We start from the raw sequence: 24,098 nt of genomic DNA on the forward strand, positions 1-24,098 counted from the left end.
GGGCGGCTCCGACTCGAATTGGCTATTGAGCGCTAAGGGTCACGTTCCGCGCCGTTCCGTCCGGGTTCAGCACGCCGATCACATATATCAGACCGCCGCCCTCGTCACAGACCTGGACACTGAGAATTTCTGCATTCGGGTCAATGCCGGCCTCAGCCAGGACCGTGTCGAGCGACTTGATCTGGCCTGAGGAGACGGCATCCTGGATCTGGTAGCGGTCAAGGCATCCTGCGGCGGATGCTGCAGTCCCGCCGCCAGCCACGAGGGCAAGGGCAAGCGCTGCAGCAGCACCGACAGATTTTAGGGAGAGTTTCGTTTTCATGCGGGCCACCCTACGGGTCCGTTGCTGAATGGGACATGAATGCGGCAGGCGGTCACATTTCCCCATCAGCCCTAAAGGCAGTCACTGCCTCAAGGTTTCACTCTTGAGGCCGCGACGCAAGAACATCACCGCCAGGGCCTCGAGCACAAGGCTCCCCGCCGAGCCGCCCTCAAGGCTGGGAAGATCGATCCCCATGATCTGCGCCACGCCCGCTAGCAGCATGATTGCGGCGACAATATAGGTCTTGTAGCCCGAAAGACTGGTCATCTCGACACTCCTTGGTCTGGTTGGTTGCTCGACCATGGCCTTGGCCGTGGCGCGAACGTCCTTGACGCGGGCGGTCCAGCCGGCGCCGAAAACGGAAAAATTTGCAAGTCGCTGCAGAAAGACCAGCCGCTGGTCGCAGATCGCGTCGATGATCTCGTTGACCTCGGCCTGCTGCGCTGCGCGTTCGGTCACCGGGCCGACCACACCGTCCGCCGCAACGCCCAGCGCCGCCTGCATCGTCCGCACGGCACGGTCCGGCCCGGAATTGACGGCATAGTCGAAGAGGGCAAGATCGATTCCCGGCGGCAGGCGGTCGGTTCCGCAGGCCGTCCAGTAGAGGGCGCGGTAGATGCGACCTGCCTCTTCCCGCCCAAGGTCCCGCACCTCCGATTTGGGGAGCGCTGACCATGGGGAGACGTGGCGCCAGCGCGCCAGGGTCTTGCGGTTGATGCCGAACTTGGTCGCGCCTCCGGGGTCGGCAGGGTGATCGGCATAGCCACCTTCGTGCCGCAGCACCTCGCCAAGGCACCGTTCAAACCGGCTGTCACTCATCGAATACCCCCTCCGCTAGATACCCATCGCCCAGCAACGGACTGATCTGCGCCACCGAAAACGTGAAACTTTCAGCCATCGCGCCAAAATCGACGATCTGATCGGCCAGCGTGTAGGTGGCCTCGGCGGCATTGCTCACCCAAATGCGCTTGACGGACGGGCCCGACCTGATGGTCACCCGATACATCTCGGGCAAGGCATCGCTTTGCGCTTCCGCCACGCCCCAGTTCCCCGTGTCGCCACGGCTGCAGCGCATCCAGTCCAGCGCGATGTCGCCGTTGGTCTGGCGTGCTGCCGCCAGGTGCACGGGCGCCAGCAGCCGCGCCGGGCCGGCCTCCAGCGCCACCTCCACCAGTCGGCCCGTCGTGTCCATGCGTCCGGCGTAGACACGGAGCAGGCGCGGCGCGCCCAGTCCTTGCGGGTCCACCGGAAGCGAGACGAGGCGCGTATCGAGCACGACAACAGCATTGCCCGCCGACGCTATGCCCATCGCCTCGCCGGTGCCCTCGAGCCCCCGCAGCAGCCGGGTCAACCGGTATTGCCGGGGTGCCACCAGCTCCGCTCTGGCGAACCCCAGCACCTCCCAGCCGCCCGCATCCGTCGCCACGGCGAGCCGGTTCGCGCCACCCAATACGGCGGCCTCGGCCGCATCGGCCAGGTGTCCACTCTGGAGAACGATCTCTGCCGTACTCGCGTCGTCCCATACAGCGGTTGCTCCCGGCGCCATCGGCGCCAGCAAACGACCGGCGACCATGGGCCGATCCAGGCGGCAGAGCTCGGCGCCGGTCGTCTCTTCCGTGACCTGCACCCAACCGGGCCATGGATTGGCATAGGCCCCCAGCACCAGCCGCGTTTGGCCGGGCGCATCGGGCCGCGCCGGAAGATGGGCCGCCACAACCAGCGGCGCCACAAGCGGCTTGGCCACCTCGCCCCTGTATTCCGGACGATCGCCGCCCACCCCCACCGCATCGGCAGGGGGCACGGCGTGGGCCACCACCCGGCGCGTGGCCCCGTCCCGGATTTCCGCGATCTCATACGGCGTGCCGTCGAGCGCCACCCGGTCGCCCACCTCCACTGCGAGCAGCGCCGGCGGCAGGGCAAATTCCAGGCTGTCCTGCTGGCTCCCGCGCAGGTCGAGCAAACGCTCGGCAGCAAGCCGCGCGTCTGACGGATCCAGAACAAAGGCGGTGGCCTGCATGTCGAGAGGTCCCGTCCCCGGTCGCACGGCAGTGGCCGTGGCACTCTGGTAATCGCGCTCCCGCTCGAAATGGCTCACGGTCAGCCGGGCCGGCCGCTCTTCGGCCTGCGCCCGGCGCTTGGTGATGACAGGCCCCTCGCCTTCCGCAAGATGCTCCTCGACGAATGCCATCGGCGCGGCCGTCGCGGCGGGTTCGGCAACAAGCTTCCCCGCGCTGGCCCGCAGCTCGAGGCCCGCAACGTCCAGCACCGGCTCGATCGCCTCGCGCGCCGATCCGGGCCGGGAGAGCGTGTAGCCGCCAATCAGCGGCGCCCCGGCCGCCGCCTCGACAGCACAGCCGTGCTCGGAAGCGATGGCCGCGATCAGTTCGTCGCTGGCGAGGGCTCCGAGCCGTCCGGTCAACCAGTGGCCGGTGGCGTGGTTGGGCCCATCGGCCCAGATGTCGGCAAGGCCCGGAAACGCCGGGAACGGCCGCGCGTCCCAGGTCCAGCAGGTCAGCCGCTCGCGATCCACCATGCCGGCCGGATTGTTGTCGGCGTTCGCCCAGAACCGATGATGCGCCCGCAGCACCTGCCGCTGGATCAATCCGTCCGGCGTTCCGGCGGAAAAGTAGGGCCGCCCGTCCTCGGCGCTTTTCTCGTCGCCAAAAATGTTGGGCTGGTTCGCGCCCTTGTCGACGGCACCACACCCGATCTCGGTCAGCCACACCGGCTTCGACCCCGGCACCCATGCCGTCGGTGTTGCTGATCGCACGCCGCCGGGCCGATCATGGTGGTGCAGGCTCCAGAAGGAACGGATGTCCTTGTAGCGCCACACCCAGGGCTCGCCATACGCACCATCGGTGATCGGCGTGCGCTGCTGCGCCATGCGCTCGGCAGCACTGGCGTAGTACCAGTCAAAGCCCTCGCCGCCCGCGATATTGCCGGCCAGATAGTCCAGATCGTAGCTGTTCCGCGCCACCTGCCGGTCGAGATGGGTCTCGCCATCGCGCCAATCGCTGAGCGGCATGTAGCAGTCGATGCCCACCGCATCGATCTCCGGCGCCGCCCACAGCGGATCGAGATGAAAGACCTTTTCTCCGCCCTCGCCCGTGCCCGAATACTCGCTCCAGTCCGCGGCATAGGTGAGCTTTGTCTGCGGTCCCACGACCGCCCGCACCTCGGCAACGAGATCGATTAGCGCCTCGACGAAGGGAAACGCATCACCCTCGGCGCGCAGCGTGGTCAGTCCGACCAGCTCCGAGCCGATCAGCAGCGCATCCACCCCACCTATGGCCGCAGCCAGCGCGGCATAGTGCAGGATCATGGCGCGATAGCTCGCAGCGAAGGCGTCGATCTGGTCGCGCACCGCTCCGGTCCGGTGTGGCGAACCCGCCTGCCCGGGAGCTGGATCACAGGTAACGCGCCCGCGCCAGGGGTAGGCGGCCTGCTCAGCGCCCCCATAAGGATCCGGTATGCCGTTGCCCGGCGGCAGGTCCATCAGGATCAGCGGGTAAAGCGTCACCTGGAGCCCGCGCGCCTTCAGGTCGGCGATGGCGGCCAGCACCGCGCTGTCGGCAGGCGTCCCGCCATAGGCAGGCCCGCCATCATGGGTGGAGACGACCGGCACCTCGGCACGCCCCAAGCCCGCCACGGACCACGTCACCCCCTCGATTTCCCGCACCGCCGCTTCGACCCGCGGGCCGATCGCGCAGGACCCGCAGCGCAGGTCGTCGCCGAACCAGGCCACCACCAGCGAGACATGCGCCAGGTTCGGGCAAAGGTCCTGCAACTCGTCCAGCGACGCCGTCCAGTCGCTGACGCCGGAGACAAGATGCGCGTTCTCGCTCACCCCCTGCCCCGGCCCCAGCACGCGCACGCGCGGCGCCGGGTCATAGCCAAACTCCGTTGCTCCGGGGATCACCGTCACCGCCCGGATGGCCGGCTCCAGATCACCCACCACGCGGCACAGCTCGGCGGTGATCTGCGGGATGCGATTGCCGAAGCGCGAGAGCGGCAGGTTCTCGAAGACGATGTAGCAGAGCCCCCGATAGGCCGGCGCCTTGCCGCTGCCCTGCGTTGCCTCGATCAGGCTGTCGGGCAGTTGCTCGTCCGACCCGTCATAGAAGCGAAGGGTGAGGCCGCGCGTATCCAGCACCTGCCCGTCGGCCCAGAGCCGGCCGAGACGCGCCACTTTTCCCTCGCAGAAGCCGATGGCGAAGCTGGCGCCGATCTCGTCCTTCTCCTGGCCGCCGCCAAGCCCCTTGGCGCCGCTCGTCTCCCCACCCAGCCGTTCCAGTTCGCGGGCCCAGATGATGTTGCCGGCCATCCGCCCCCAGCCATAGAGCCTCGGGATCGCCGCGCCCTCGCTCGAACCACCCAGGCGCACGTCAAAGCTTGCCGCCTCGGGCTTGTCGCCAAACAGCATGCCATCGATCGCGTTGCCGGCCAGTGCGCCCAGCGCCCGGCCGATGGTCGCCCCGATCGGGCCGCCAACGAGCGCGCCGGCAAATTGCCCGGCAACGGAAAGTGCCAGAGTGGCCATCGTCCAACTCCAAAATCAGAAAAATGACGCCCGCTGCCGGCCCGTCAGGGGAAGCGGAAGCGTCCGCTCACCCGCCGCGCCCAACCCGGCGTCAGGTTTGCCTCGACCACGCCCAGGCGCTCCTGCGCATGGATGAACCGCTGCGGCGCCGCCAGAATGCCGCAGTGCCTGGCCTCCGCCATGCCGCAGAGCGTGAACAGCAGCACGTCTCCGGCCGAAGGCGTTGTGTCTGCTGCGACCAGGTATGTCCGCGCTGCATCTCCCAACGCCCCGGCGTTCAACGGGTCCCGCATGTCCGCGCGATAGGGCGGGATCACCACCGGCTCCTCGCCGTAGAGCGCCCGCCAGACGCCACGCAGCAGGCCAAGGCAATCGCACCCGGCGCCGAGCGTCGACGCCCGGTGGCGGTAGGGTGTGCCTAGCCACAGCCTTGCCGCTCCAACCACGTCGTCGCCCGTCACGGCACCACCGCCCGTCCATCCAGCGCATCGCCCTCGCCCGGGTGGCGCAGCACGTAATCATTGCCCGGGATGTGCGGAAAGCCGCGGAAGTTGACCGCGTTGCCGAACTTGACCCGGCAGGTGGCGAACCGGCGGTCGCACCCCGCCGTGAGAGCGAGACTGTCACCAACCTCTACCCAGTCCCCCACCCTCTGGGCAAAACCCAGCACGTCGTCACCGTCCATGCGCTGATGGGTCAGCACTGCGTCGCCCAGTCCGCTTCGCGCGCCGTCGATCCACCGCGCCATGCCGAACGAGAACCAGCCTTCGTCAAAACTCTCGATGCCGCTCACGCGCAGGCGGAACGCATCGTCCACCGCCGTCACTACGGCGCTGGCCGTGAAGGCCGGAGCCATCAGATCGACACCACAGCGCGCATCGCCCACCACCGCATCGCAGAGCCGCTGGTAGACGCGGCCGTGTGTCACGTTCAGCGCCTGTTGCGGCGACCGCAGCTCGGCCCGAAACACACCGTCTTCGCGCACGATCTCGCCGATCGTATCCACGCGCAGCAGCACGCGCTGCGCCGGCTCAATCCAGTTCACCACCCAGCTTTCAACCCGCGCGCCGTCATAGCGCCCCAAGGCAATGTCGGTTTCGTGGATGGCGGGGCTGTCGAGAATACCCAGCACCTCGCCCGTATCCACCCCGCCGCCCAGCCGCGCCGGCACCTCGCCGCTGTCGAGCCCCCAGGCCGGGCTGCACACCGTCCCGTCCACCAACAGGTCCCGATCATGGTCGGTGAACCCCAGCGTCACGCCATCGCTGCGCCTGATGCGCCAACAGCGCGCCAGCGTGGTCTCGCTCTGCTCCAGGTGCTCCGCCAGAGCCACATCCAGCGTCCTCATGGCAGGATCTCCACCAGCGGAATATTGGGCGCCTCCGCGCCATCGAAGCCGTTGAGCTCGATGTCGAGCCGGTCCGTGTCGAACCGCACCGGCACGTCGAACAAGAAACCTGCCGTCACCGCCACGCCGGCCCCCGGCGGCACGGCGAAACCCAGCTCCCCGGTCGTGACGTCAATGGTCCAGCCCGTGGAGACCTCCTCCCCCTCGAGCGCGACCCGCACCGTCCCCGCCACCGGCTTGGCAATCGGTCGCAAATAGGGGTCGAACGCCGCGCCATAGCGCTTGGTCAGCGGAAAAACCGTCCGCTTTCCATCGCCCACGCCGACGGCCTGGTCCAGTGCGGTGGGGGTCGCACCGCCCGAGGAAAAATCGAGCCCGTCGCGCCACAGGAAGCCATGCAGCCGCCCGCGCCGCTCCTCGAAGAAGGCCAGCACCGCCTGCATGTCTGCCCGGGACTTTATCCCGTACCCGGCGTTGTAGCGCCGCCGCGAATGCGCCCAGCGCCCGTTGCGCCGCTCGCCGCCACCCGCCAGCGTCGCCACCTCGGTCCGCCGCTCCGGCCCACCCCGCGCCCCCAGCGCAATATCGAGCGGAAACCGCACATGATGAAAAGCCATTCGAGTTCCTCCGGATCACCGGCTCCTGCCTTTCCCTCCCCCTTGCGGGGAGGGATGCGTGATAGGACTTGGCCCTGGCCAAGTCCGTTGAATCGAGCAGGGTGGGGGTCGGTGAGCACCGCGCCAATGGCTCCCCCCACCCGGCCTCCCCCCGGCAGGGGGAGGAGCGGTCGGTGCCGATCTCAAGAGTTGCCGCAACCTCGATCTGTCCCTCCCCCTTCTCAGGGGAGGCTAGGTGGGGGTCCTAAATCCCCCGCGTCCCGCGCTTGACGGCTCGCAGCAGCATCGCGCTCACCTCCGCCTCGCTGGCCGCAAAGCTGCGCGCATCGCTCGCCGTCACATTGAATGTGACATTGACTGCACGGCCCCCGCCCGCCACGCCGAGCCGGCCGTCGGCGCCCCGCTGGAGCGGCATGATCGCTTCAGGTCCCGCCTCGCCCGCGAGGCCCGTCCCCCGCCCCAGCGGGAAATAGCTCGGGGTCGCGATCACCCCGCCCTTGGCAAAGGGTGTCACACCACCCAAAGCCGGGTTGGTGGCAGCGAACAGGTTTTCCACCAGCCCCCGGACCAGCGACCCCAGCGGCTTGAACGCGGCCTTGAGCGCAATATCGGCGAAGGCCCCAGCAATGTCCGACAACACGGAGCGAAACGACTTCCCATCCGTCAGCGCGCCGCGAAACGCGGTGCTGATCGAGCGCGCCACGCCATCGGCCAGGTCGCCGATCCGCTCCAGCTCGTCCGACACGCCGCCAAGGTCATCGCCGATGCTCCTGCCAAAAAGGTCATCGGCCATCGGGAAACCTTTCCATCAACTGTTCGAGGGAGACCCGGTCCATGGGCCGGGCCGCATCGCCCATCACGGCGCCCCAGGCCGCCGCCAGTTCCCGCGGGCTCATCTTCCAGAAGGCCTCCGGCGGCAATTTGAGCACGCCGAGACCGAAGCGCATCGCTTCACTCCACGGAAACGCGCTCATGATGGCTCTCCAAACGTCGCCTTGAGCAGCCGCACGGCGATATCGGCCGCACCGCGCAGGCCGCCTTCAATCGTCAGTCGCGCCAGGTCGTCATCGGTGATGGCATGGCCACCGCCCCGTAGACCCGCGCCGATGATCGCCGTCAGGTCCCGCGCCGAAACCTTGCCGCCGGCAAAGCGCTCCGCCAGCCCCGCCAGGTCCCCTGCCCCCAGCCGCGCCTCCAGCTCTGCCAGCGCCCCCAGCGTCAGGCAAAGCGTCCTCGTCTCGCCGCCGATCTCGGCCGCAATCTCACCCCGATGAAGATTGGTCATGTTGCTCCTCCTAGCCCCTCACCCCGCCCTCTCCCCGGAGGGGCGAGGGGGCGCAGGAGCCGCAATTGTTGCAGGTAGTCCACTAGCGGTGCCCCAACGTCCCCTCGCCCCTCCGGGGAGAGGGCCAGGGTGAGGGGCTCGCTAAACCGCCGCGAACGTCACTTCGCCCGCGCTTTCCAGCGCCAGGTCGAACGTCACCTCGCCCGCATGATCGGCAGAAAACTCCAGCGCCACGATCTGGAACGGCCCTTCCACCACCCCGAAGCTGGGCAGGATCAGCTGCCAGGTCCGGATGGTCCCGGCAAAGAACAGGCCCCGGATCGCCGCGTCGGACCCCTGGTCCTTGAACACCCCCGAGCCCGAGAGCGAGGCGCGTTTCACCCCGCCCCCCGCCAGCAGCTCGCGCCAGCGCCCGGCGCTCTCCTGGTCCGTCGTATCGACGCTCGCCGCATTGAGGCTGAGACTGCGCGACCGCAAACCCGCCACCGTGAGGAAACTCCCGGACCCCGTCTCGTCGAGTTTCAAAAGCATGTCCTTGCCGCTCTGGGCCGCCATTCTGTGCTCCTCTCAAAAATCCCCCTCATCCGGCGCTACGCGCCACCTTCTCCCCGAGAGAGAGAAGAATGGGTCCGCGTCCGCCCTTATTCCTCTCCCCCTCTGGTCGAGGTGGCTCGGCGGAGCCGAGTCGGTGAGGGGGATGCCACCATTCAAAGCCGTCATTCACTCATGAACCGCAGCGTCACCGCTGCCCGCGCCTGCCCCGTCTCGCGGTCGATCACCGTCTCGGTGCGCAGGTGCTCGGCATGGGTCACCGTCAGCCCCGCGGGCAGCAGTCCAGCCATCGCCGCCACCACCCGCGACACAATCTCCAGCGCCGCCCGCCGGCTCGGCTGACCGGCCCAGCACTGAAGAAGAACCCGATGCTCCTGGCCCGGCGTTTGGTCCCCATCGCGCTGGCGCACATCGTGGCGGTCGATCACCACATAGGGCGCCGGCCGCTCGCGTGGTGGCGCATCGAACACGCCGTCCGCCCCGATCAGCGCGGTCAGCGCCGCATCGGCCCGCAGCGCCGTCACCAGCGCCCCCTGCAATGCCGCAATCGGATGCATGGCCTACCCCGTAAAGCTGGTTTCGCTGCAGGCGCAGCTCAGATACGCCCGCCGCCCGTTGAGGTCCGCAGCGCTCACCACATCGAGGTTGCGCCCGCGATAGACGATGCGGTCCCCCGGCCCCAAATCGCTGCGAAACCGCAGCACGACGGCATGCGAAATCTCGACGCTTCGCCCGTCCGCCGTCACCCCCTGACGCCCCGAGAGGCTCCGCACCCGCGCCCAGAGATGGCTCACCGGCACATAGATTTTCGCGTGCCCACCGCCATCCTCGGCGACGCTTTCGCAGCGTCGGAATTGCACCCGGTCGGTCAGCGTGCCGATCGGCGGAACCTTCTCGCTCATAGCCGCACCCGCTTGTGCTGGCTGACCAGCCGATCAAAGCCACTCGGCACCACCGCGCCCGATCCGGCAACGATCACCGCATCTCGGCGCTCGAACCAATGCGCGACGAGCCCTAGCATGGCCTGCCGCAGGTCGGCCGGCACCTCCTCGGCCTCGGTGCTGAAGCCGGCGACATAGTCGATTTCGATGCCTTGCCGCTCCTGCAGGCTCGGCATGTCGACCACGACGCGCGGCACCAGCAACCGGTCGCCTTCGCTGCTGAACTGACCGAGCGGCACATCGTGGCTCGCGCCATTGGTGTCGGTGGCGGTCACGGCCGTCACCATGATGATCGGGGATACCGGCAGCTTCACGAAGCCGGTTTCGGGCGAGTCGTCCAGCACCACGCGCCAGCTCTGGGCCATCAACGCCCGTCCGGTGATCCCCTCCACATGCAGCCGCGCCGCGCCGATCAACGTCGTGATCAACGCATCCTCAATACCCTCGTCGAGCTTGAGAAACGCCTTGGCCTCGGCAAGCGAAACCGGCTCCGCGACGGGTCCCGCCAGCAGATATGAAGTCATTGTTTTGTTCCTTGATTTCTTATGGCGACGCAGTGTCGGCCCCGCACCACCCGCCCGTCATTGCCCGGTGGTCCGGGCAATCCATGCGCCCCCGAGCCTGGACCCCCCGGACAAGCCAGGTGGTGGCGAAGAAAACTGGCAGACCGCGATGGGCCCATCGATCCTCCGCACAGCGACACCCCACCGGCCGTCACCCCGGCGCAGGCCGGGGCCCATCCCGAAACCTCAGGATGGATCCCGGCTATCGCCGGAGTGACATCGCGCGTGTGGCCAGGTCAGCGCCGGCAGCGCTCCCTAGGACGCCGCGAACTTCAGCAGCTTGATCGCGTCATAGTCCGCGATACCGCCCCCGACGCGCTTGGTGGTGTAGAACAGCACGTAGGGCTTGGCGCTGAAGGGGTCGCGCAGGATGTTGACGCCCTGGCGGTCGACGATCAGGTAGCCGCGCCGGAAGTCGCCGAAGGCGATCGAGAGCGAATTGGCGCCGATATCGGGCATGTCCTCGGCCTCGACCAGAGGGAACCCCATGAAGCTCGCCCGTCCATCGGCCGAGGCCGCCGGCTGCCAGAGATAGTTGCCGTCGGCATCCTTGAGCTTGCGCAGCGCCCCTTGCGTCTTGCGGTTCATCACCCAGCTCGCGTTCTGCCGGTACCCGGCCTTGAGCGCATAAACGAGGTCGATCAGCACGTCCGAGGCGTTGCTGGCCGGCAGGGCCCCGGCCGTGCCCGTCGCGAGGTACCCCAGATTGCCCCAGCTCCAGGCGCTTTCGGCGACCGTAGTGGCCGAAAGAAAACCGGTCGGCTTGTTGACCCCGTCCCCGGTGACGAAGGCTGTCGTTTCCTGCGCGGAAAAGGCTGCGTTCACCTCGTCGGCAATCCACTGGCCGACATCCACCGCCGCGTCATCAAGAAATGCGCTGGTCGCCGCCGGCATGGCGTAGAGCTCGGTCGTCGGATAGCTCAGTTCCGCCAACGTCTGCGACGCCGTCTGTGGGCGGCTCGCGGTTTCGCCTACCCAGCCGGTCGCCGGCCCCGACACCGTGATCGGCCGCTTGTAGATCGCGCCGGAGACCTGCCGCACACCCGCAATGGCGCGGATGGGGGAGATCGCCGTCATCCGGCGGGTAATCTCGGTTTCCACCTCGCCCGGCACAACATAGCCGCCGTCGCTGCCGACGCCGATCTGCAGGGCCTTCTCCTCGCCGCGCTTCACATAGGCCGAGAAGGCCTGCTTGTATTCGCCGTCCGGCACGGCAGCTTTTCCTTCGAGCGCCGGGCGCGCCCGTTCTGCGGCCGCCCGGTCCAGCGCGGCCTTCTGCCCGTCGAGCACCGCGTTGAGCCGGTCGAGCTTGCCCTCGAGCAGGCCATCGGCGCTGCCGCGCTTTTCGATCTCGGTAAGGCGCTGGTCGTTGGTGCGCTTGAAGTCCTCGAACGCGGTCGAGAACTCGGCAAAGAGCGCGCCAATATCGCTCCCAGCGCCGGCCTTGGTTTCGAGGCCGTCGTCAATCCGATCCATGTCGGTATCCCTTTATCGGTTGCGGATGCGTCGTGTGGCGGCGGCAATGGCCGCGCCGGCCGTGAGGGGGGAGGCGATACGCGCGTCCTCCATCATCGGAAAGGTGACGATCGAAACCTCGTAGAGGTCGATCTCGTGCAGGAGACGATTGCCCGCCTGGCGGCTGGCCCTCACGGTGCGAAAACCTATGGAGAGCCCATCGAGCGCTCCATTCTCGATCAGCCGCCGCAGGGCGTCCGAGCGCGGCACACCCGGCACCAGGCGGCCCGCCGCAAAGAGCCCGTGTCCGTCCTCGCGCAGCGTTTCCCAAAGACCAACCGGCTCCTTGGGATCGTGCTGGAACAGCAGGCGAATACGTCCATGCCGCATTTCGAGGCTCTTGCCGAAGGCGCCCGGCATGACGATGTCGCCGCCCGTATCGCGCCGGTTGAAGACGCTGGCATAGCCGGCAAAGCGGCCCTCGGCGTCGATGGCGATGCCCGTCATCCGCGCTTGCCGCCCCTGCCCTGTGGTCGCGCTGGACCGCGTGTCGGTGTCTTGCCCCCGCCGTCTTTCCGGTCCGCCAGCGTGCCCGCCAGGTTCCAGGCAAATTGCCGGAACGTCTGCTGCGCGGCCTCACGATTCTGCTTTTCTGCCATGGCCTTAGTCCTCCTTTCGGAAAAGCCGATTCAATTGTGCGATCTCCTGCACGAAGTCGTTGAAGTGTTGATTCACCTTCGCCATTTCCCGCAGGCTCCACACCAACAGCGCCGTGGAGCTGCTGCCCCACAGAAACAGCGCCAGATGCGCCAGATCCCCGCGCTCGATGACGGTCTTGGTCAGCTCGTCCATGGGTTCCTCCAGGCAACAAAAAAGCCCGCCGGAGGCGGGCCATTGGGTGTCCAGCCCGTGGGGTAATCGGTACTCACAGCGAGCCGCCTGCTCGGCGCTAATGTTCACAGACCTCGCCCGGCCCCGACCATCTCCCGCTTCTCGGCATCGGTGAGAAAATCCGCCGCCCCGACCCGGGCCCAGAGTGCCGCGCGGTCCTCGGCAAGCGCCTCCACACCCTCGAAGTCCGGCACCACTTCGGCGCCTGCGAAGGCCGGTCCGAGCCAGCCGCTCAGTTCCTGGGCCACGCGCACCACCAGCGGCACCAGCGTCTGCCGCCACAGCGCCCTGTTGGCTTCCGCCAGGTTCGCATAGGTGTTGTCGCCCGGAATGCCAAGCAGCATGGGCGGCACGCCGAAAGCCAGCGCAATGTCGCGCGCCGCCGCGTGCCGGGCTTCGATGAAGTCCATTTCGCGCGGGCTCATGGCCAGCGATTTCCAGTCCAGCCCGCCATCGAGCACCATCGGCCGCCCGGCATTGGCCGAACCGGAAAACTGCTCCTCCAGCTCGGCCTTGAGGCGGCTGAACTGGTCTTCGGTCAAACTCCCATTGCCCGCCGAATAGACCAGCGCGCCGCTCGGCCGCGCCGCATTGTCGAGCAGCGCCTTGTGCCACTGGGCGCTCGCATTGTGAATGTCGAGGCTGGTCTGCGCCGCCTCGAGCGGGCCCATGCCATAATGGTCGTCCAGCGGGTGAAACAGGGCCATGTGCAGCACGCCTTGCACCGGCAGCTTCTCCTGCGAAATCCTGACCGCCCGGCCCCCGGCCCTGTAGTCATAGGCCACCGGCCAACCATCCTCCCCCGCCACGACGCTCATGCGGTCGGGCCGCAACACGAAAAGGGTGCGCACCACCCCATCGACGATCCCCGCCTGGAGGTAGGCATTGCCCGCCGTCTGCAAGAACGCATAGAGCGCCTCGAGCATCTCGCCGCCCGACTGCCGCCCATTGGGCCGCGTCAGTAGATCGAGCAGCGGATGCTCGGTGACGACCTCGCCGTCGACCTTGACCACGAGCGGCACCCGGTTGGCAGCCTCGGCGATCAGCCGCACACAGCGATAGACCACGGGATTGCGCATGAACCCCTGGTTGACGAGGCTCGCATAGCCCCGCCCACTCCACTGCGCCGGCCCCAGCGGGCTCAGCGTCATCAGGGTGTGGCCGGCAAAACTCTTGGTTTCGGCAGGCGTGTCGATGCGCCCGCCTAACAGGCGGTTCAACAGGTTCGGCATGATGTTTTCCTTGCAGGCTACGTTCTATTTACAGCGGTGCTGCCCTTGGGCTCGACCTGAGGGCAACTCTCAGCCGCACGCACCGCCCCCTACACCCCCCGCACCCGCGGCCGTTGGTCGTTCAGCACCAGTTCCGTCAGCGCCCACACCAGCGCATCCAACCGGTCCGGCGAATGCCCCTCCGCCCGGCCGTCGGGGCCCAGTGCGCACATCTCGTCCTCGAGCGCATGCAGCCCCGCGACGTGGCTCACCAGCCCGCGTGCATAGAGCGCCGCCACCGGCTCGGCGCGGACCCACTTGCCGCGGCTGGCCCACACCGTGCGCACCGGCACGCTCGGGTCGGCCTGGTGCAGCACCTGCCGCACCAGGTCCCCGCCCTGGTTCACCTCCACCACGATGCAGTCCGCTTCATGCGCCCGGTAGGCCGCCACGGCGCGCTCGGCCCACACCTGGGGCGCGATGCCCTTGAGCGTCGCGTCCTCGAGCACCACTGCACCCTCGCCCTGCCTGCCCGCTACGATAATGCCGCAGGCGTCGGCGCGTGCCGTGCCGGTCACCGGCGGATCCACCGCCACCACGACCCGGCCGTCGGCCCCGCCTGTCGCCGTGCGAAACACCCCGCGCCGCCAGAGCGCATCGATCCGATCCTCGATCAGTTCGCCATCCAGCTCCTGCCGCCCGAGCACCGTGCCCTGATAGCGGCCCACCACCGTCTTGAGAAAGGTGTGGGCCAGGTGCTGGTTGATTCTCGTTGCCGCCCGGGTGACTTGCGTTGCCGGATCGGCGAGGAGACGCTTGAGCAACCGCGTCGCGCGCGGCGTCGTCGTCACCAGTTGGCGTGGGTTGTCGCCTAGCCGGAGCCCAAACTGCAGCATGTCGAAGGCCGCTTCCGCCTTGCTCCATTTGCCGATCTCGTCGCACCAGGCGGCCGCGAACTGCGGTCCGCGAAAGCGTTCCGGATCGGCCGCCGGCAGCAGATGCGCCTCGACGCCATTGCTCCAGCGCAGCGTGTTCTCGACAAGGCGGGGCCGTTCATGGGGCGGACAGACCCTGAGGATGCCGCTCTCGCCGCGCACCATGATGGCCTCGACTTCGCTCATGGTCTCGCTGACCAGCGCGATCGGCCCGATGCCGGCCTCGGCCAACCCCCGCACCCACTCGGCTCCAGCCCTGGTCTTGCCGGCCCCACGGCCGCCCAGCAGCAGCCAGGTCGTCCAGTCGCCCTCGGGCGGCAATTGGTGCGGATAGGCCCAGGTGCTCCATTTATAAAAGACCTGCCCCAGTTCCCCCATTTTGAGCCCGTGCAGGACCTCCACCAGATCAAATGGCTCGCCATGCTCCTCATCCATCGCGGCGGCGTCACACCCTGCCCTTGGTGATGGCATTGATCCGCGCCTCGAGCTTGCGCCGCAGATCACTCATCTCGCCGCTCTGCTCATAGGGGTTAGTGGAGCCGGTTTCCGCTTTCTCGATGGTGATGAGCCGGTCCAGATCGCGCACCAGGTCGCTCAACATCTTGCTTTCAATCCTGTCGGGTCCGTTCATGGCTTGCTCCAGCACGTCGATCTGGCGCTCCAGCAGCGCCATCAGCTTGTGAATGAGAATGCGCCTGTCGAGCGCTAGGGTGGCCGGGCGCACCCAACCGCCAGCGCGGGCGCGCTGCTCGATCTCGCCGCGCGACAGCCCATAGCTGCGGGCGACGGCATTGATCGTCACGAGCCCGGCCTCATAGTCCTCCCGCACACGGTCCCACCCCGTGGCGGAAGATTTCCCCCCGATGTCGTCGCTTACGGCCATGTCGTTGACTCAACTGTGAATCCCACGGCGGAACCCGGCGGAACCCGGCGAATCCACGCGGGATTCGTCTTTGCGGAGTCACGAAAGGGAGAACCCCGATGTCGTCCGCCATCCGCCACCTGCACTACCGACCCGAGACCGGGGAACTCTCGATCTGGTTCGGCCCCGAAGGCCGCCGCTACACCTATTTCGATGTCCCGCCCGCGACCTATGAAGCGCTGCGCGCCGCACCCTCGCGCGGCCAGTACTTCAACCAGTCGATCAAGGGACACTACCGATGCGCACCGGTCGGCAAGCCCGACAGGCGCAATCGCGGCTGGGTCCTGCGCTCAGCGCCTTGACCCAATTCGTCGACCATACACGAACAATAGCAGACCGCCGTGACGCGGGGAGAACTAGGAATAGTTTCCTACCACTTAGTCACGCAGGGCTGGCCACGGCGCTGCCTCCGCTCTCGCCGTCATCGCCCCGCCCGTCGCGGTAGGCGGCTGAGAGCTGGCGGTAATAACGCGAGTTGAAGGCCACGATCGTCACCGCCAGCCCCACCATGCCGGCGACGGTGAAGACCAGCGCCATGCCGCGTTCCGGGCCCACGCCAAACCACGGGCCGATGCTCCGCGCCCCTGCCCCATCGGTCATGAACGGAATGACCACGAACTCCGTCAGCGGCCCGATGAGGAATGCGGTGAGCGGCGAGGCCGCCTGCTCGATCGATTGGGCAAAGCCGAACACCCGTCCCTGCCGCTCGAGCGGCACGACCTTCTGCAATGTGGTATGTTCGGCCGCCTCGGCCACGGGCGCCAGCAGCATCCACATGAAACACCCGCCCGCCAGAAGCCAGAACGAGGATTGCAGCGTAAAGACGCAGCACACCGACCAGGTGACGACATTGACCATCATCAGCGTACGCACCGGGTTCTTGCCCAGCCCCGTACGCGAAATGACGATGCCGCTGATGATGAAGGCGGTCGAGAGGACGCCGAACGTCAGCCCCCACACCTCCACCGGCACCAGGGACAGCCCATAGGCGTCGAGCAACGCCATGAAGACGCCGCCCAGGAAATTGTTGAAGCAGGTAAAAAAGATCAGCGCAAACAGCCCCGGCACCGCGGCCACCACGCGAATGGTGCCCGCGATATCCACCCGCTTGGGTTCGGCCGGCGCGTCCGCGCTGGGCTGAGGCCGGCCCTCGTCAAACCTGAGCACCGCCAGATGCGCGATCACCAACAGGTTCAGCGCCAGCGCGAGCACGAGCACGCCCACCATGCCCGTATAGGCGACGAGAAACCCCGAAATGACGGAGGTGGTGAGAAAGCCGATGCCGGTCACCATGCCCACCAGCCCGTTGGCCTTGTCCCGCTCTCCCTCGGGGATGAGGATCGTCACCAATGTCGGCAGCGCGATGGAGCGGATATTGCCCGCGATCACGCCCAGCATGACGATGAACACGAATGCCCAGAGATAGGGTCCGTAGGGGTCGAGGAAGGCCTGTTGTGGCTCAAGCAGCACCAGCGCCAGCCCGATGGCATAGAGCACAACCGAAACAAGGCTCGAGCCCATCATCGCGATGCGCTTGGCATTGTGGTCGACGATGGACCCGAACCAGAAGCCCAGCGCCGCCGTCAGCACAAGGTAGATGCCGGCGATCATGCCTGTCGCAAAAACCGATCTTGTCTCGAGAAAAACCCAGAAGGTGACCGCGAACCACACGGTGAAGTTGGTGACGTTTGCCACGAGATTGTTGCCCAGGATCTGATAGAACGGCTTCATCGGCGGATCTCCTCTCCTGCCTGGACAGTCACCACACCGGAACGACGGGTTCTGTCAGGGGCCTTGCTCGTGCCAGCACGACGGATGGGGCCGCGTCCATTCGACAGGGCGGGAGAGACTAGAGATCGTCCCGGTTTGCTGCCCGCTTCAAGAGCACGCGGTCGCTTTCCGCAGTCAGTGCCGCCAACCCGCGTTCTTCGGTGTCGATCATCATGGCCAGCGCGGCCTCACGCAACTCCGGCCGGCAGTGGACGAGTGTCCGCAGCCCGGAAAGCATGCGCAGCAGCACCTCGATATTGCCAGCACCATCGCGCGCGATGGGACGAAACGCGTCGGCCATCAAATCGTCGGGGTCGAGCGGTGGCATCAGCACGCGGTCATATTTCAGCTCGCCATCCTCGGCCGGCCGGTCGCCCAGGACCCGCACAAGTGTGGCCAACACGGCAATAGCGGTGCCCGGATCGTTGATAGCGGCCGAAAGCGCCTTTTGTGCAATTTCCGACAGCACGATCAGGCCGAAACGCGGATCGGTGTCGAACGTCCGGGCCGTGCCCACCACAAAGGCATGCGCCAGCCGCTCGGCCAGATCATCGTCGAACGTCCCCTCCACCCGCATCAACGGACGGTCCGGGGCGGCATAGGCTCCCGGACGGGCCGTGATGGAGATGACCAGATCGTTTTCCTCCGCCAGGTCCTGCAGGCGGCCCAAATCCACGTGCTGCACATAGCCAATTGAGCGGGAGAACACGCGGTCCCCCAGCGGCGCCTCTTCCAGAGGCCTGCACCCCATGTACCCCTCGCCCGGCACGGCCTTGAACGCGTTCCGAGCCGCCTCGCCGGTGCGATCGATGGTTTGCCCCACCCTGCCGATCGCGGACATCTGTCCGATCCAGCGGATCAGCGCCGCCACCACGATCACCACGATGGCCAGCGTCACGGCAAAGAGCAAGAGGCGCCCGGCCTCGCTATAGATGCCGGCGGACAATCCGATGATGCCGACGATCGAGAACAGGAACGCGCCGATAAAGACGGAGATCGAGGTCTGGGCGCTTCGGTCGCCGACGATCAGCGGCACGGCGCGCGGTGTCGATGAGGACGACGCACTCGCAAGCGCACTGACGATGGTGGACAGCGCAAACACGGCGACTGTCAGAAGGCTGGAGGCAAGCACCGCCAGGATGTTTTCGACGGCTGCGGACTTTATGGTGAAGGGCAGGTTCGTCTGGTCCGGGATCAACCGCCCCATGCCGAACGCGATCGCGAGCGTGACCACCGCCACGACGGAAAAGGCCGCCGGTAGGAACCACATGCGCTGCGCCAACTGGCGCAGCTTGAAACTGATCTGACTCATCGACGCTCCTCGCGAAGGAAAGACGCTCCTTCGACGCGAATGGTTGCGCCCCGTCACGGCCCGAAGATGCGGCGCGCCTCCAGCGCCAGCCCCAGTCCCACGCTGCCGAGCACATCGGTGCGCACCACCTCGGCATCGGGAAACAGCGCCGACAGGCGCCCCGCCACCGCCGGCACCAGTGTCGAGCCACCGGTGAGGATCAGGCTGTCCACCGCCTCGGGTCCCACCCCTGCCCGTTTGAGCGCTTCCCCGATGGTGCGTTCCAGCCGGCCAATCGAGTCGGCCAGCGCCGCCGCCAGGTGCGCGAGCGTAAGCGTCGTCGCCACCTGCCGCTCGCGCACGGGAAAGACGAAGTCGACGCTGTCAGCGTCCGAGAGGGCAATCTTGGCCTCCTCGACAGCCCCGATCAGCCGATGCCCCAGCCGGTCCTCGACCAGCATCACCATGGTCTCGACCTTGTTCCGTTCCCGCGCCTCGCGCATGGTCGAGCGCAGGTCCCGCAGCGCCGCCGGATCATAAAGCCGGTTGATGCGGTGCCAGGTCGAGAGGTCGTAATACGGCGCCACCGGCAGGTAGCGCTTGCCATCCAGGGTTTCGCTCCCCAGCCCCAGTTCGGGCATCACCCGGCTCATCGCCAGCAGGCGGTCGAAATCGGTGCCCCCGATATGCACACCCGCGGTCGCGAGAATGTCGTCCGCCCGTTCCGCCCGGCCGGCTCGTTCCGGCGCCACGCGCACCAGCGAAAAATCCGACGTGCCCCCGCCCAGGTCGACGATCAGCGCCAGCCGCTCGCCATTGACCTGCCGCTCATAGTCCAGCGCTGCGGCGATCGGCTCGTACTGGAACGCGATCTCCTCAAAACCCTGCGCCCGCACAGCGGCCTCGAGCTGGTCCTGCGCCTGGCGGTCCGCGGCCGGATCGTCGTCCACGAACTGCACCGGCCGGCCCATCACGACGCGCCGGAGCGTCCCGCCCAGTTCCGCTTCGGCCCGGCGCTTCATCTCGCCCACAAAGAGCCCGATGATCTCGCCAAAGCCGAGCCGCCGTGCCTTGACGCGCGTCGTGTCGTTGAAGAGTGCAGTGCCCAGCACGCTCTTGAGCGAGCGCATCAGCCGCCCTTCCGCGCCCGTCACATATTCGGCCACCGCCGCGCGGCCGAACCGCAGCCGATCGTCCTCGAAGCCGAAAAACAACACGCTGGGGATGGTCTGGTGCGCCCCCTCGAGCCGCACCAGTTCCGGACCGGCCGTGCTTACCCGGCCCAGGGTCGAGTTTGACGTGCCGAAGTCGAGGCCGCAGGAAAGGGTCATGTCGCGCCATCCAAATCCGGGAAAGGCGCCTGGGGCGCCGGAGGATGGCTCTCTTAGGGACACGATGCGGTCGAGGCAACCCGCCCCGCCGCCATCAGGCGGCCTGGTTCTCTTTCGCCTCGCGGACGCGCAGGTCCACGATCTCCAGCCGCCCGAGCCCTCGCCGCTGCGCCTTCTGGAGCGCCTCCACGGCAGCCTCGGACACCGACGGGGTCGGCTGGCCGACGGGATTGGTCACGGCCAGCCCGATGCTGAACGAGACATGGCCGGCATGGCTTTCGCGGTTGGGCAGGCCTTCGCGGCGAACGGCCTTGGCGATCTTGCCGGCAAGATCGCGCCCGAGCGCCAGGGGCATGTCGGGCAGCACCAGCATGAGATTTCCGGGTCCAACCCGCACGCAGGTGCGCGCTTCGCCCTTGATCATGCTCCGCACCACGGCTTCGAGCCGGTCCATGGTCTCGTCGGCGGCATCGGCGCCATAAGCGGCGTGGTAGGCGCCATAGCCGTCCACTTCCAGGGCCATCAGGCACAGCGACACATTGCGCCCAGCGCAGATGTGCCAGGCCTTCCGGAGGTTCTCGGAAACAAGGGTGGCCGACTTGCCCGGCCGGCGGACTTCGGTTCGCGGCTGCACCCTTGGCGGCTCGGCAGGCGTCGCCCGTCCCGTCAGCGCCACGCGCACCCGCCCCCAGAAACTGTCACCTGCGGCCGAACCGTGAGCGTCCATCATGCCTGTCCTGGGCCGTTTGCAATTGGTTAATCACGCCATACAATGGTTAATGATTGGTAAGTATTGCCGATTTCACAGATGCTCGGGCGGCTCGAACTCGGGCCAGTCCACGGCGTGCTCTTCCCAGTTTTGTGGGTCGACCTCGGTTTCGAGGAAGGTCCTGCCCTTCACCGAGACACCCACATCGACCACCGTCTGCGGGTCACCCGACACCAGCGGATGCCACCAGGCCAGCCCCTTGCCCTCGGCAAGCCGCCGATAGGCGCAGGTGGTCGGGATCCACTCGATTTCGGTCAGGTTCTCCAGCGTCAGCTTGATGCAGTCGGGCACCTTGCTCTGCCGATTGGGATAGTCGGTGCAGGCGCAGGTGTCCCCGTCCAGCAGCTTGCAGCGCACGTCCGAGGTGATCAGCACGCCGCTGTCCTCGTCCTCGAGCTTGATGAGGCAACACCTGCCGCAGCCGTCGCAGAGGGCTTCCCACTCCGCATCGGTCATCTGATCGAGAGTTTTTTCTTCCCAAAAGGCCATCGGCACTCGCACCCATTCACGCTGTTGTCCGTTTGCCCTTGTGCCATTCACGGTGCAATCATATTCAGGCGATTATGTTGCGGGCGGCGGCATTTGCGGACAACAGTCCGTGACCAAGAGACATGGGCGACGCGTGCAGGATCCATTTTACACCAAAGCCAAAAAACGCAAATCCGCCGGCGGCATGCTGGCGGCCGACGCCTGGCTCGATTCCTCGCTCTACGAATTCTGGCGCTGGGCCGGCCGCGGCTACACGCGCTTCCAGGACTTCATGTCCATCTTCCACGTCTCGGGCATCAAGCGCCTGTTCGTGGAACTCCTGTCCGACGGTTTCAGCTTCTTTGCCATCGGCTGCGTGCTGATGACGGCGCTGGCCCTGCCGGCCTTCGACATCATCGACCGCGGTGCCTTCAACAAGGCCGAGGACGTCTCGCTGATCATGCTCGACCGGTTCGGCAACGAAGTGGGCCGGCGCGGTATCCGTTCGGACGACAGCGTCGCCCTCAAGGATATGCCCGACTACCTGATCAAGGCCGCGCTCGCGACCGAAGACCGGCGCTTCTACGATCACTTCGGCATCGACGTGGTGGGCACGCTGCGCGCGCTGGCCAGCAACGCCTCGGGCGACAATGGCACGCAAGGGGGCTCCTCGCTCACCCAGCAATTGGCGAAAAACCTCTTCCTTTCGCCCGAGCGCACGCTCGAGCGCAAGATCGTCGAAGCCTTCCTCGCCGTCTGGCTCGAGTGGCACTACTCGAAAGACCAGATCCTCAAGCTCTATTTCGACCGCGCCTATATGGGTGGTGGCAATTACGGCGTCACCGCCGCCGCCGAGTTCTATTTCGGCAAGCGCGTGCAGGACATTTCCCTGGCGGAAGCGGCCATGCTGGCGGGCATGTTCAAGGCCCCGACGCGCTACGCGCCGCATGTCGACCTCGCCGCGGCACGCGGCCGCGCCAATATCGTCCTCACCAACCTCGTGGCCTCCGGCTTCCTCACCGAGGGGCAGGTCACCGCCGCCCGCCGGCACCCGGCCACCCCAGTGGACCGCTCCGAGGATATCCACTCGCCCAACTATTTCCTGGACTGGGCCTATGACGAGGCCAAGCGCATCATCGCCGATAGCGGCGCGCGCGGAAACAGCTTCGTCGTCCGCACCACCATCGACACCACCTTGCAGCAATATGCCGACGAGGCCGTGACGTCCGTGGTCCGCGAGAACGGTCAGGCCTACAATGTCGATCAGGCCGCCATGGTCGTCACCGACACCAAGGGCGCCATCCGCGCCATGGTGGGCGGCACGGACTACGCCAAGAGCCAGTTCAACCGCGCCATCGTCTCGAACCGGCAACCGGGCTCGGCCTTCAAGGTGTTCGTCTATTCCGAGGCCTTCGAACAGCTTGGCCTGACGCCCTCCGACACCATTTCCGACCGTCCCGTCTGTATCGGTGACTGGTGCCCGCAGAACTACGGCCGTTCCTATCGCGGCCAGACCTCGCTGCTCAGCGCCTTCGCCGCCTCGATCAACACCGTCCCGGTGACGCTTTCGATCAAGACGGGGCGCGAGCCCATCGCCGCCCTCAGCCACCGCATGGGCCTGCGCGCCGACTATCCCGTCACCCGGTCGCTGGCGCTGGGCGTCGCGTCGGTCTCGGTGCTGGACATGACCAGCGCCTATGCCGTCTTTGCCGACCAGGGCTATAAGACCCCCGCCTTCGGCATCACCCGCATCACCACCACCGGTGGCGACCCGGTCTTTGAATATGATCCGGACGCCCCGCGGGAGCGCGTCCTGTCCGAGCAGACCGTCGCCTACATGAACCAGATGATGCGCACCGTCGTCACCGGCGGAACGGGCCGCAAGGCCGACGTGCCGGGTGTACCGGTGCTTGGCAAATCCGGCACCACCAGTTCCTATCGCGACGCCTGGTTCTGCGGTCTCACCGGCAATTACGTCGCCGCCGTCTGGTTCGGCAATGACGACTACCGCCCGACCAACAACGTCACCGGCGGCAGCCTGCCGGCCATCGCGTTCCAGAAGTTCATGGCCTACGCCCACACCAATACCGAAATCAAACCGGTGTTCGGCGTCGACTTCGTGCCCGAGCAAACCGTAATCGCCGATGCGGAAGCACCGGTCGAACCCGTGGCGGAGCGGCCGCCAAGCCTCAAGCCCGAGGCGGCACGCAAGCTCCTCGAGCTGGCAAACCGGTTCGACGCAGTCCTCGGCGACAGCGCCCCGGTCGCCGACCAGGCCAGCGCACAGCTGGAGCAGAAATCCGCCGACCTATAGAAACCGGGTCCGCTGGCTAGCGGACCGTCAGGCACGAGATGCTCCCTAAGGGTGCATCGGGCCACCCTCTTCGGTGGCAAAATCCACATCGCCCGAGATCACGCGCGCCGCAAAATCTCGTCCACCCTGGTCTCTTGCGAACAGATATGCCCTCAGCCCGAACAGCGCCGGGTCGAAGCTGAGCGTGATGGCGTTGACGTTGGCCGGGGAGGCAAAACCCTCCAGCGATGCGAACTGGTCGAGGATGCCCCTGCGCATGTCGGCATCCATGGCCTCGAACTGTACGACATAAGCCACGAACTCGTGCCAGGCGTGACCAAGGTCGTCGCGTTTGCCGTCCAGCAGCGAAGGGCCATCGCTGTCTTTGACGGGAGGCAAAAACAGCACTCCCTGCGCGGCAGAGACCGTTGCCTCGGTGCCGTGCGGGTAAGGGCCCCAACGCGCATCGGCTTGTACGCGGTCCAAGAGCCTTTCATGCGATGTCACAGAACTCTACACAACTGGTCGGGAAAAGCCTTGGGCGCACCCTGGCGATTGGGCTTTTGCTGGCTTCGGCCATGGCGGGAGCGCCGC

General features: G+C 66.9%; 28 protein-coding genes. 2 read left to right on the forward strand and 26 right to left on the reverse strand.

The genetic code is table 11. The annotated features are described in order from the left end of the window. Positions 1 to 22: 22 nt before the first annotated feature. The 20 genes from IC608_RS07555 to IC608_RS07650 all read right to left on the reverse strand — a co-directional run bounded on the left by IC608_RS07555 (position 23) and on the right by IC608_RS07650 (position 15,543). Positions 23 to 322, reverse strand: coding sequence for a PepSY domain-containing protein (locus IC608_RS07555; protein WP_191774149.1), 300 nt, complete (start codon positions 320 to 322; stop codon positions 23 to 25). Positions 323 to 403: 81 nt separating this feature from the next. Continuing rightward, positions 404 to 1,141: a glycoside hydrolase family 108 protein gene (locus IC608_RS07560; RefSeq protein ID WP_191774151.1), complete on the reverse strand. Its 738-nt coding sequence runs from the start codon at positions 1,139 to 1,141 to the stop codon at positions 404 to 406. After that, on the reverse strand, positions 1,134 to 4,862 hold the full coding sequence (locus tag IC608_RS07565; RefSeq protein WP_191774152.1) for a baseplate multidomain protein megatron: 3,729 nt from the start codon (positions 4,860 to 4,862) through the stop codon (positions 1,134 to 1,136). The genes IC608_RS07560 and IC608_RS07565 overlap by 8 nt, the downstream gene beginning before the upstream one ends. A gap of 44 nt (positions 4,863 to 4,906) precedes the next feature. After that, complete coding sequence (locus IC608_RS07570) at positions 4,907 to 5,323, reverse strand: NlpC/P60 family protein (protein ID WP_191774154.1); 417 nt, start codon at positions 5,321 to 5,323, stop codon at positions 4,907 to 4,909. Continuing rightward, a complete protein-coding gene (locus tag IC608_RS07575; protein WP_191774156.1) occupies positions 5,320 to 6,210 on the reverse strand; it encodes a DUF2163 domain-containing protein in 891 nt (296 codons plus the stop codon). The genes IC608_RS07570 and IC608_RS07575 overlap by 4 nt, the downstream gene beginning before the upstream one ends. Further along, on the reverse strand, positions 6,207 to 6,827 hold the full coding sequence (locus tag IC608_RS07580) for a DUF2460 domain-containing protein (RefSeq protein ID WP_191774158.1): 621 nt from the start codon (positions 6,825 to 6,827) through the stop codon (positions 6,207 to 6,209). Before IC608_RS07580 ends, IC608_RS07575 begins: the two co-directional genes overlap by 4 nt. Before the next feature lie 244 nt (positions 6,828 to 7,071). Beyond that, complete coding sequence (locus IC608_RS07585) at positions 7,072 to 7,620, reverse strand: phage tail tape measure protein (RefSeq protein WP_210316274.1); 549 nt, start codon at positions 7,618 to 7,620, stop codon at positions 7,072 to 7,074. Beyond that, positions 7,610 to 7,801, reverse strand: a complete 192-nt coding sequence (locus IC608_RS07590) for a rcc01693 family protein (RefSeq protein ID WP_191774160.1) — start codon at positions 7,799 to 7,801, stop codon at positions 7,610 to 7,612. The genes IC608_RS07585 and IC608_RS07590 overlap by 11 nt, the downstream gene beginning before the upstream one ends. Further along, positions 7,798 to 8,112 carry a gene transfer agent family protein gene (locus tag IC608_RS07595; RefSeq protein WP_191774162.1) on the reverse strand — a complete coding sequence of 105 codons (315 nt, stop codon included), beginning with the start codon at positions 8,110 to 8,112 and terminating at the stop codon, positions 7,798 to 7,800. Before IC608_RS07595 ends, IC608_RS07590 begins: the two co-directional genes overlap by 4 nt. Positions 8,113 to 8,253: 141 nt before the next feature. Beyond that, positions 8,254 to 8,667 carry a phage major tail protein, TP901-1 family gene (locus tag IC608_RS07600; RefSeq protein ID WP_191774164.1) on the reverse strand — a complete coding sequence of 138 codons (414 nt, stop codon included), beginning with the start codon at positions 8,665 to 8,667 and terminating at the stop codon, positions 8,254 to 8,256. Positions 8,668 to 8,828: 161 nt separating this feature from the next. Then, entirely contained in the window at positions 8,829 to 9,221 is a 393-nt protein-coding gene (locus tag IC608_RS07605; protein WP_191774166.1) for a DUF3168 domain-containing protein, read from the reverse strand. A 3-nt stretch (positions 9,222 to 9,224) separates the two neighbouring features. Continuing rightward, a complete protein-coding gene (locus IC608_RS07610; protein WP_191774168.1) occupies positions 9,225 to 9,566 on the reverse strand; it encodes a phage head closure protein in 342 nt (113 codons plus the stop codon). After that, the gene (locus tag IC608_RS07615; RefSeq protein ID WP_191774169.1) at positions 9,563 to 10,129 is read right to left on the reverse strand and encodes a head-tail connector protein; all 567 of its coding nucleotides are present in this window, start codon (positions 10,127 to 10,129) and stop codon (positions 9,563 to 9,565) included. The genes IC608_RS07610 and IC608_RS07615 overlap by 4 nt, the downstream gene beginning before the upstream one ends. Before the next feature lie 294 nt (positions 10,130 to 10,423). Beyond that, positions 10,424 to 11,644, reverse strand: a complete 1,221-nt coding sequence (locus IC608_RS07620) for a phage major capsid protein (RefSeq protein ID WP_191774170.1) — start codon at positions 11,642 to 11,644, stop codon at positions 10,424 to 10,426. 12 nt (positions 11,645 to 11,656) lie between these two features. Further along, positions 11,657 to 12,130 carry an HK97 family phage prohead protease gene (locus IC608_RS07625; protein WP_191774171.1) on the reverse strand — a complete coding sequence of 158 codons (474 nt, stop codon included), beginning with the start codon at positions 12,128 to 12,130 and terminating at the stop codon, positions 11,657 to 11,659. Then, entirely contained in the window at positions 12,127 to 12,282 is a 156-nt protein-coding gene (locus IC608_RS07630; protein ID WP_191774172.1) for a hypothetical protein, read from the reverse strand. The genes IC608_RS07625 and IC608_RS07630 overlap by 4 nt, the downstream gene beginning before the upstream one ends. Positions 12,283 to 12,286: 4 nt before the next feature. Continuing rightward, positions 12,287 to 12,475, reverse strand: a complete 189-nt coding sequence (locus IC608_RS07635; RefSeq protein ID WP_191774173.1) for a hypothetical protein — start codon at positions 12,473 to 12,475, stop codon at positions 12,287 to 12,289. Between the two features lie 104 nt (positions 12,476 to 12,579). After that, a complete protein-coding gene (locus IC608_RS07640; RefSeq protein ID WP_191774174.1) occupies positions 12,580 to 13,746 on the reverse strand; it encodes a phage portal protein in 1,167 nt (388 codons plus the stop codon). An 89-nt stretch (positions 13,747 to 13,835) separates the two neighbouring features. Next, positions 13,836 to 15,131: a DNA-packaging protein gene (locus IC608_RS07645; RefSeq protein WP_428054852.1), complete on the reverse strand. Its 1,296-nt coding sequence runs from the start codon at positions 15,129 to 15,131 to the stop codon at positions 13,836 to 13,838. Further along, positions 15,106 to 15,543 (reverse strand): hypothetical protein, encoded by a 438-nt coding sequence (locus IC608_RS07650; RefSeq protein WP_191774175.1) that lies wholly within the window; start codon positions 15,541 to 15,543, stop codon positions 15,106 to 15,108. The genes IC608_RS07645 and IC608_RS07650 overlap by 26 nt, the downstream gene beginning before the upstream one ends. Before the next feature lie 98 nt (positions 15,544 to 15,641). On the opposite strand from IC608_RS07650, the gene IC608_RS07655 reads away from it, so the two are divergent. Continuing rightward, complete coding sequence (locus IC608_RS07655) at positions 15,642 to 15,884, forward strand: KTSC domain-containing protein (RefSeq protein WP_191774176.1); 243 nt, start codon at positions 15,642 to 15,644, stop codon at positions 15,882 to 15,884. A 79-nt stretch (positions 15,885 to 15,963) separates the two neighbouring features. Here IC608_RS07655 and IC608_RS07660 read toward each other — a convergent pair whose 3' ends face one another. The 5 genes from IC608_RS07660 to IC608_RS07680 form a co-directional block, all read right to left on the reverse strand. Then, on the reverse strand, positions 15,964 to 17,313 hold the full coding sequence (locus IC608_RS07660; RefSeq protein ID WP_191774178.1) for an MFS transporter: 1,350 nt from the start codon (positions 17,311 to 17,313) through the stop codon (positions 15,964 to 15,966). Between the two features lie 118 nt (positions 17,314 to 17,431). Continuing rightward, positions 17,432 to 18,664, reverse strand: coding sequence for a DUF2254 domain-containing protein (locus IC608_RS07665; protein WP_191774180.1), 1,233 nt, complete (start codon positions 18,662 to 18,664; stop codon positions 17,432 to 17,434). A 53-nt stretch (positions 18,665 to 18,717) separates the two neighbouring features. After that, on the reverse strand, positions 18,718 to 19,974 hold the full coding sequence (locus IC608_RS07670) for an Hsp70 family protein (RefSeq protein WP_191774182.1): 1,257 nt from the start codon (positions 19,972 to 19,974) through the stop codon (positions 18,718 to 18,720). 94 nt (positions 19,975 to 20,068) lie between these two features. After that, positions 20,069 to 20,704: a GGDEF domain-containing protein gene (locus IC608_RS07675; RefSeq protein WP_191774184.1), complete on the reverse strand. Its 636-nt coding sequence runs from the start codon at positions 20,702 to 20,704 to the stop codon at positions 20,069 to 20,071. A gap of 72 nt (positions 20,705 to 20,776) precedes the next feature. Then, the gene (locus IC608_RS07680) at positions 20,777 to 21,232 is read right to left on the reverse strand and encodes a YcgN family cysteine cluster protein (RefSeq protein WP_191774186.1); all 456 of its coding nucleotides are present in this window, start codon (positions 21,230 to 21,232) and stop codon (positions 20,777 to 20,779) included. A gap of 133 nt (positions 21,233 to 21,365) precedes the next feature. On the opposite strand from IC608_RS07680, the gene IC608_RS07685 reads away from it, so the two are divergent. Further along, the gene (locus IC608_RS07685; RefSeq protein WP_191774188.1) at positions 21,366 to 23,525 is read left to right on the forward strand and encodes a PBP1A family penicillin-binding protein; all 2,160 of its coding nucleotides are present in this window, start codon (positions 21,366 to 21,368) and stop codon (positions 23,523 to 23,525) included. 45 nt (positions 23,526 to 23,570) lie between these two features. On the opposite strand, the gene IC608_RS07690 is transcribed toward IC608_RS07685, so the two are convergent. Then, complete coding sequence (locus IC608_RS07690) at positions 23,571 to 23,990, reverse strand: hypothetical protein (RefSeq protein WP_191774190.1); 420 nt, start codon at positions 23,988 to 23,990, stop codon at positions 23,571 to 23,573. Positions 23,991 to 24,098 lie beyond the last annotated feature (108 nt).

Origin of the sequence: Devosia oryzisoli (assembly GCF_014837245.1) — a bacterium.
Classification (GTDB): domain Bacteria; phylum Pseudomonadota; class Alphaproteobacteria; order Rhizobiales; family Devosiaceae; genus Devosia; species Devosia oryzisoli.

Excerpts from the sequence above, each read along its gene's own strand:
- IC608_RS07560 (WP_191774151.1), bottom strand. The coding sequence starts at position 1,141 with ATGAGTGACAGCCGGTTTGAACGGTGCCTTGGCGAGGTGCTGCGGCAC.
- IC608_RS07640 (WP_191774174.1), bottom strand. The coding sequence starts at position 13,746 with ATGCCGAACCTGTTGAACCGCCTGTTAGGCGGGCGCATCGACACGCCT.
- IC608_RS07655 (WP_191774176.1), top strand. The coding sequence starts at position 15,642 with ATGTCGTCCGCCATCCGCCACCTGCACTACCGACCCGAGACCGGGGAA.
- IC608_RS07665 (WP_191774180.1), bottom strand. The coding sequence starts at position 18,664 with ATGAGTCAGATCAGTTTCAAGCTGCGCCAGTTGGCGCAGCGCATGTGG.
- IC608_RS07590 (WP_191774160.1), bottom strand. The coding sequence starts at position 7,801 with ATGAGCGCGTTTCCGTGGAGTGAAGCGATGCGCTTCGGTCTCGGCGTG.
- IC608_RS07575 (WP_191774156.1), bottom strand. The coding sequence starts at position 6,210 with ATGAGGACGCTGGATGTGGCTCTGGCGGAGCACCTGGAGCAGAGCGAG.
- IC608_RS07555 (WP_191774149.1), bottom strand. The coding sequence starts at position 322 with ATGAAAACGAAACTCTCCCTAAAATCTGTCGGTGCTGCTGCAGCGCTT.
- IC608_RS07660 (WP_191774178.1), bottom strand. The coding sequence starts at position 17,313 with ATGAAGCCGTTCTATCAGATCCTGGGCAACAATCTCGTGGCAAACGTC.
- IC608_RS07585 (WP_210316274.1), bottom strand. The coding sequence starts at position 7,620 with ATGGCCGATGACCTTTTTGGCAGGAGCATCGGCGATGACCTTGGCGGC.
- IC608_RS07620 (WP_191774170.1), bottom strand. The coding sequence starts at position 11,644 with ATGGATCGGATTGACGACGGCCTCGAAACCAAGGCCGGCGCTGGGAGC.
- IC608_RS07580 (WP_191774158.1), bottom strand. The coding sequence starts at position 6,827 with ATGGCTTTTCATCATGTGCGGTTTCCGCTCGATATTGCGCTGGGGGCG.
- IC608_RS07635 (WP_191774173.1), bottom strand. The coding sequence starts at position 12,475 with ATGGACGAGCTGACCAAGACCGTCATCGAGCGCGGGGATCTGGCGCAT.
- IC608_RS07625 (WP_191774171.1), bottom strand. The coding sequence starts at position 12,130 with ATGACGGGCATCGCCATCGACGCCGAGGGCCGCTTTGCCGGCTATGCC.
- IC608_RS07615 (WP_191774169.1), bottom strand. The coding sequence starts at position 10,129 with ATGACTTCATATCTGCTGGCGGGACCCGTCGCGGAGCCGGTTTCGCTT.
- IC608_RS07595 (WP_191774162.1), bottom strand. The coding sequence starts at position 8,112 with ATGACCAATCTTCATCGGGGTGAGATTGCGGCCGAGATCGGCGGCGAG.
- IC608_RS07650 (WP_191774175.1), bottom strand. The coding sequence starts at position 15,543 with ATGGCCGTAAGCGACGACATCGGGGGGAAATCTTCCGCCACGGGGTGG.
- IC608_RS07605 (WP_191774166.1), bottom strand. The coding sequence starts at position 9,221 with ATGCATCCGATTGCGGCATTGCAGGGGGCGCTGGTGACGGCGCTGCGG.
- IC608_RS07600 (WP_191774164.1), bottom strand. The coding sequence starts at position 8,667 with ATGGCGGCCCAGAGCGGCAAGGACATGCTTTTGAAACTCGACGAGACG.
- IC608_RS07630 (WP_191774172.1), bottom strand. The coding sequence starts at position 12,282 with ATGGCAGAAAAGCAGAATCGTGAGGCCGCGCAGCAGACGTTCCGGCAA.
- IC608_RS07680 (WP_191774186.1), bottom strand. The coding sequence starts at position 21,232 with ATGGCCTTTTGGGAAGAAAAAACTCTCGATCAGATGACCGATGCGGAG.
- IC608_RS07645 (WP_428054852.1), bottom strand. The coding sequence starts at position 15,131 with ATGCCATCACCAAGGGCAGGGTGTGACGCCGCCGCGATGGATGAGGAG.
- IC608_RS07670 (WP_191774182.1), bottom strand. The coding sequence starts at position 19,974 with ATGACCCTTTCCTGCGGCCTCGACTTCGGCACGTCAAACTCGACCCTG.
- IC608_RS07565 (WP_191774152.1), bottom strand. The coding sequence starts at position 4,862 with ATGGCCACTCTGGCACTTTCCGTTGCCGGGCAATTTGCCGGCGCGCTC.
- IC608_RS07610 (WP_191774168.1), bottom strand. The coding sequence starts at position 9,566 with ATGAGCGAGAAGGTTCCGCCGATCGGCACGCTGACCGACCGGGTGCAA.
- IC608_RS07675 (WP_191774184.1), bottom strand. The coding sequence starts at position 20,704 with ATGATGGACGCTCACGGTTCGGCCGCAGGTGACAGTTTCTGGGGGCGG.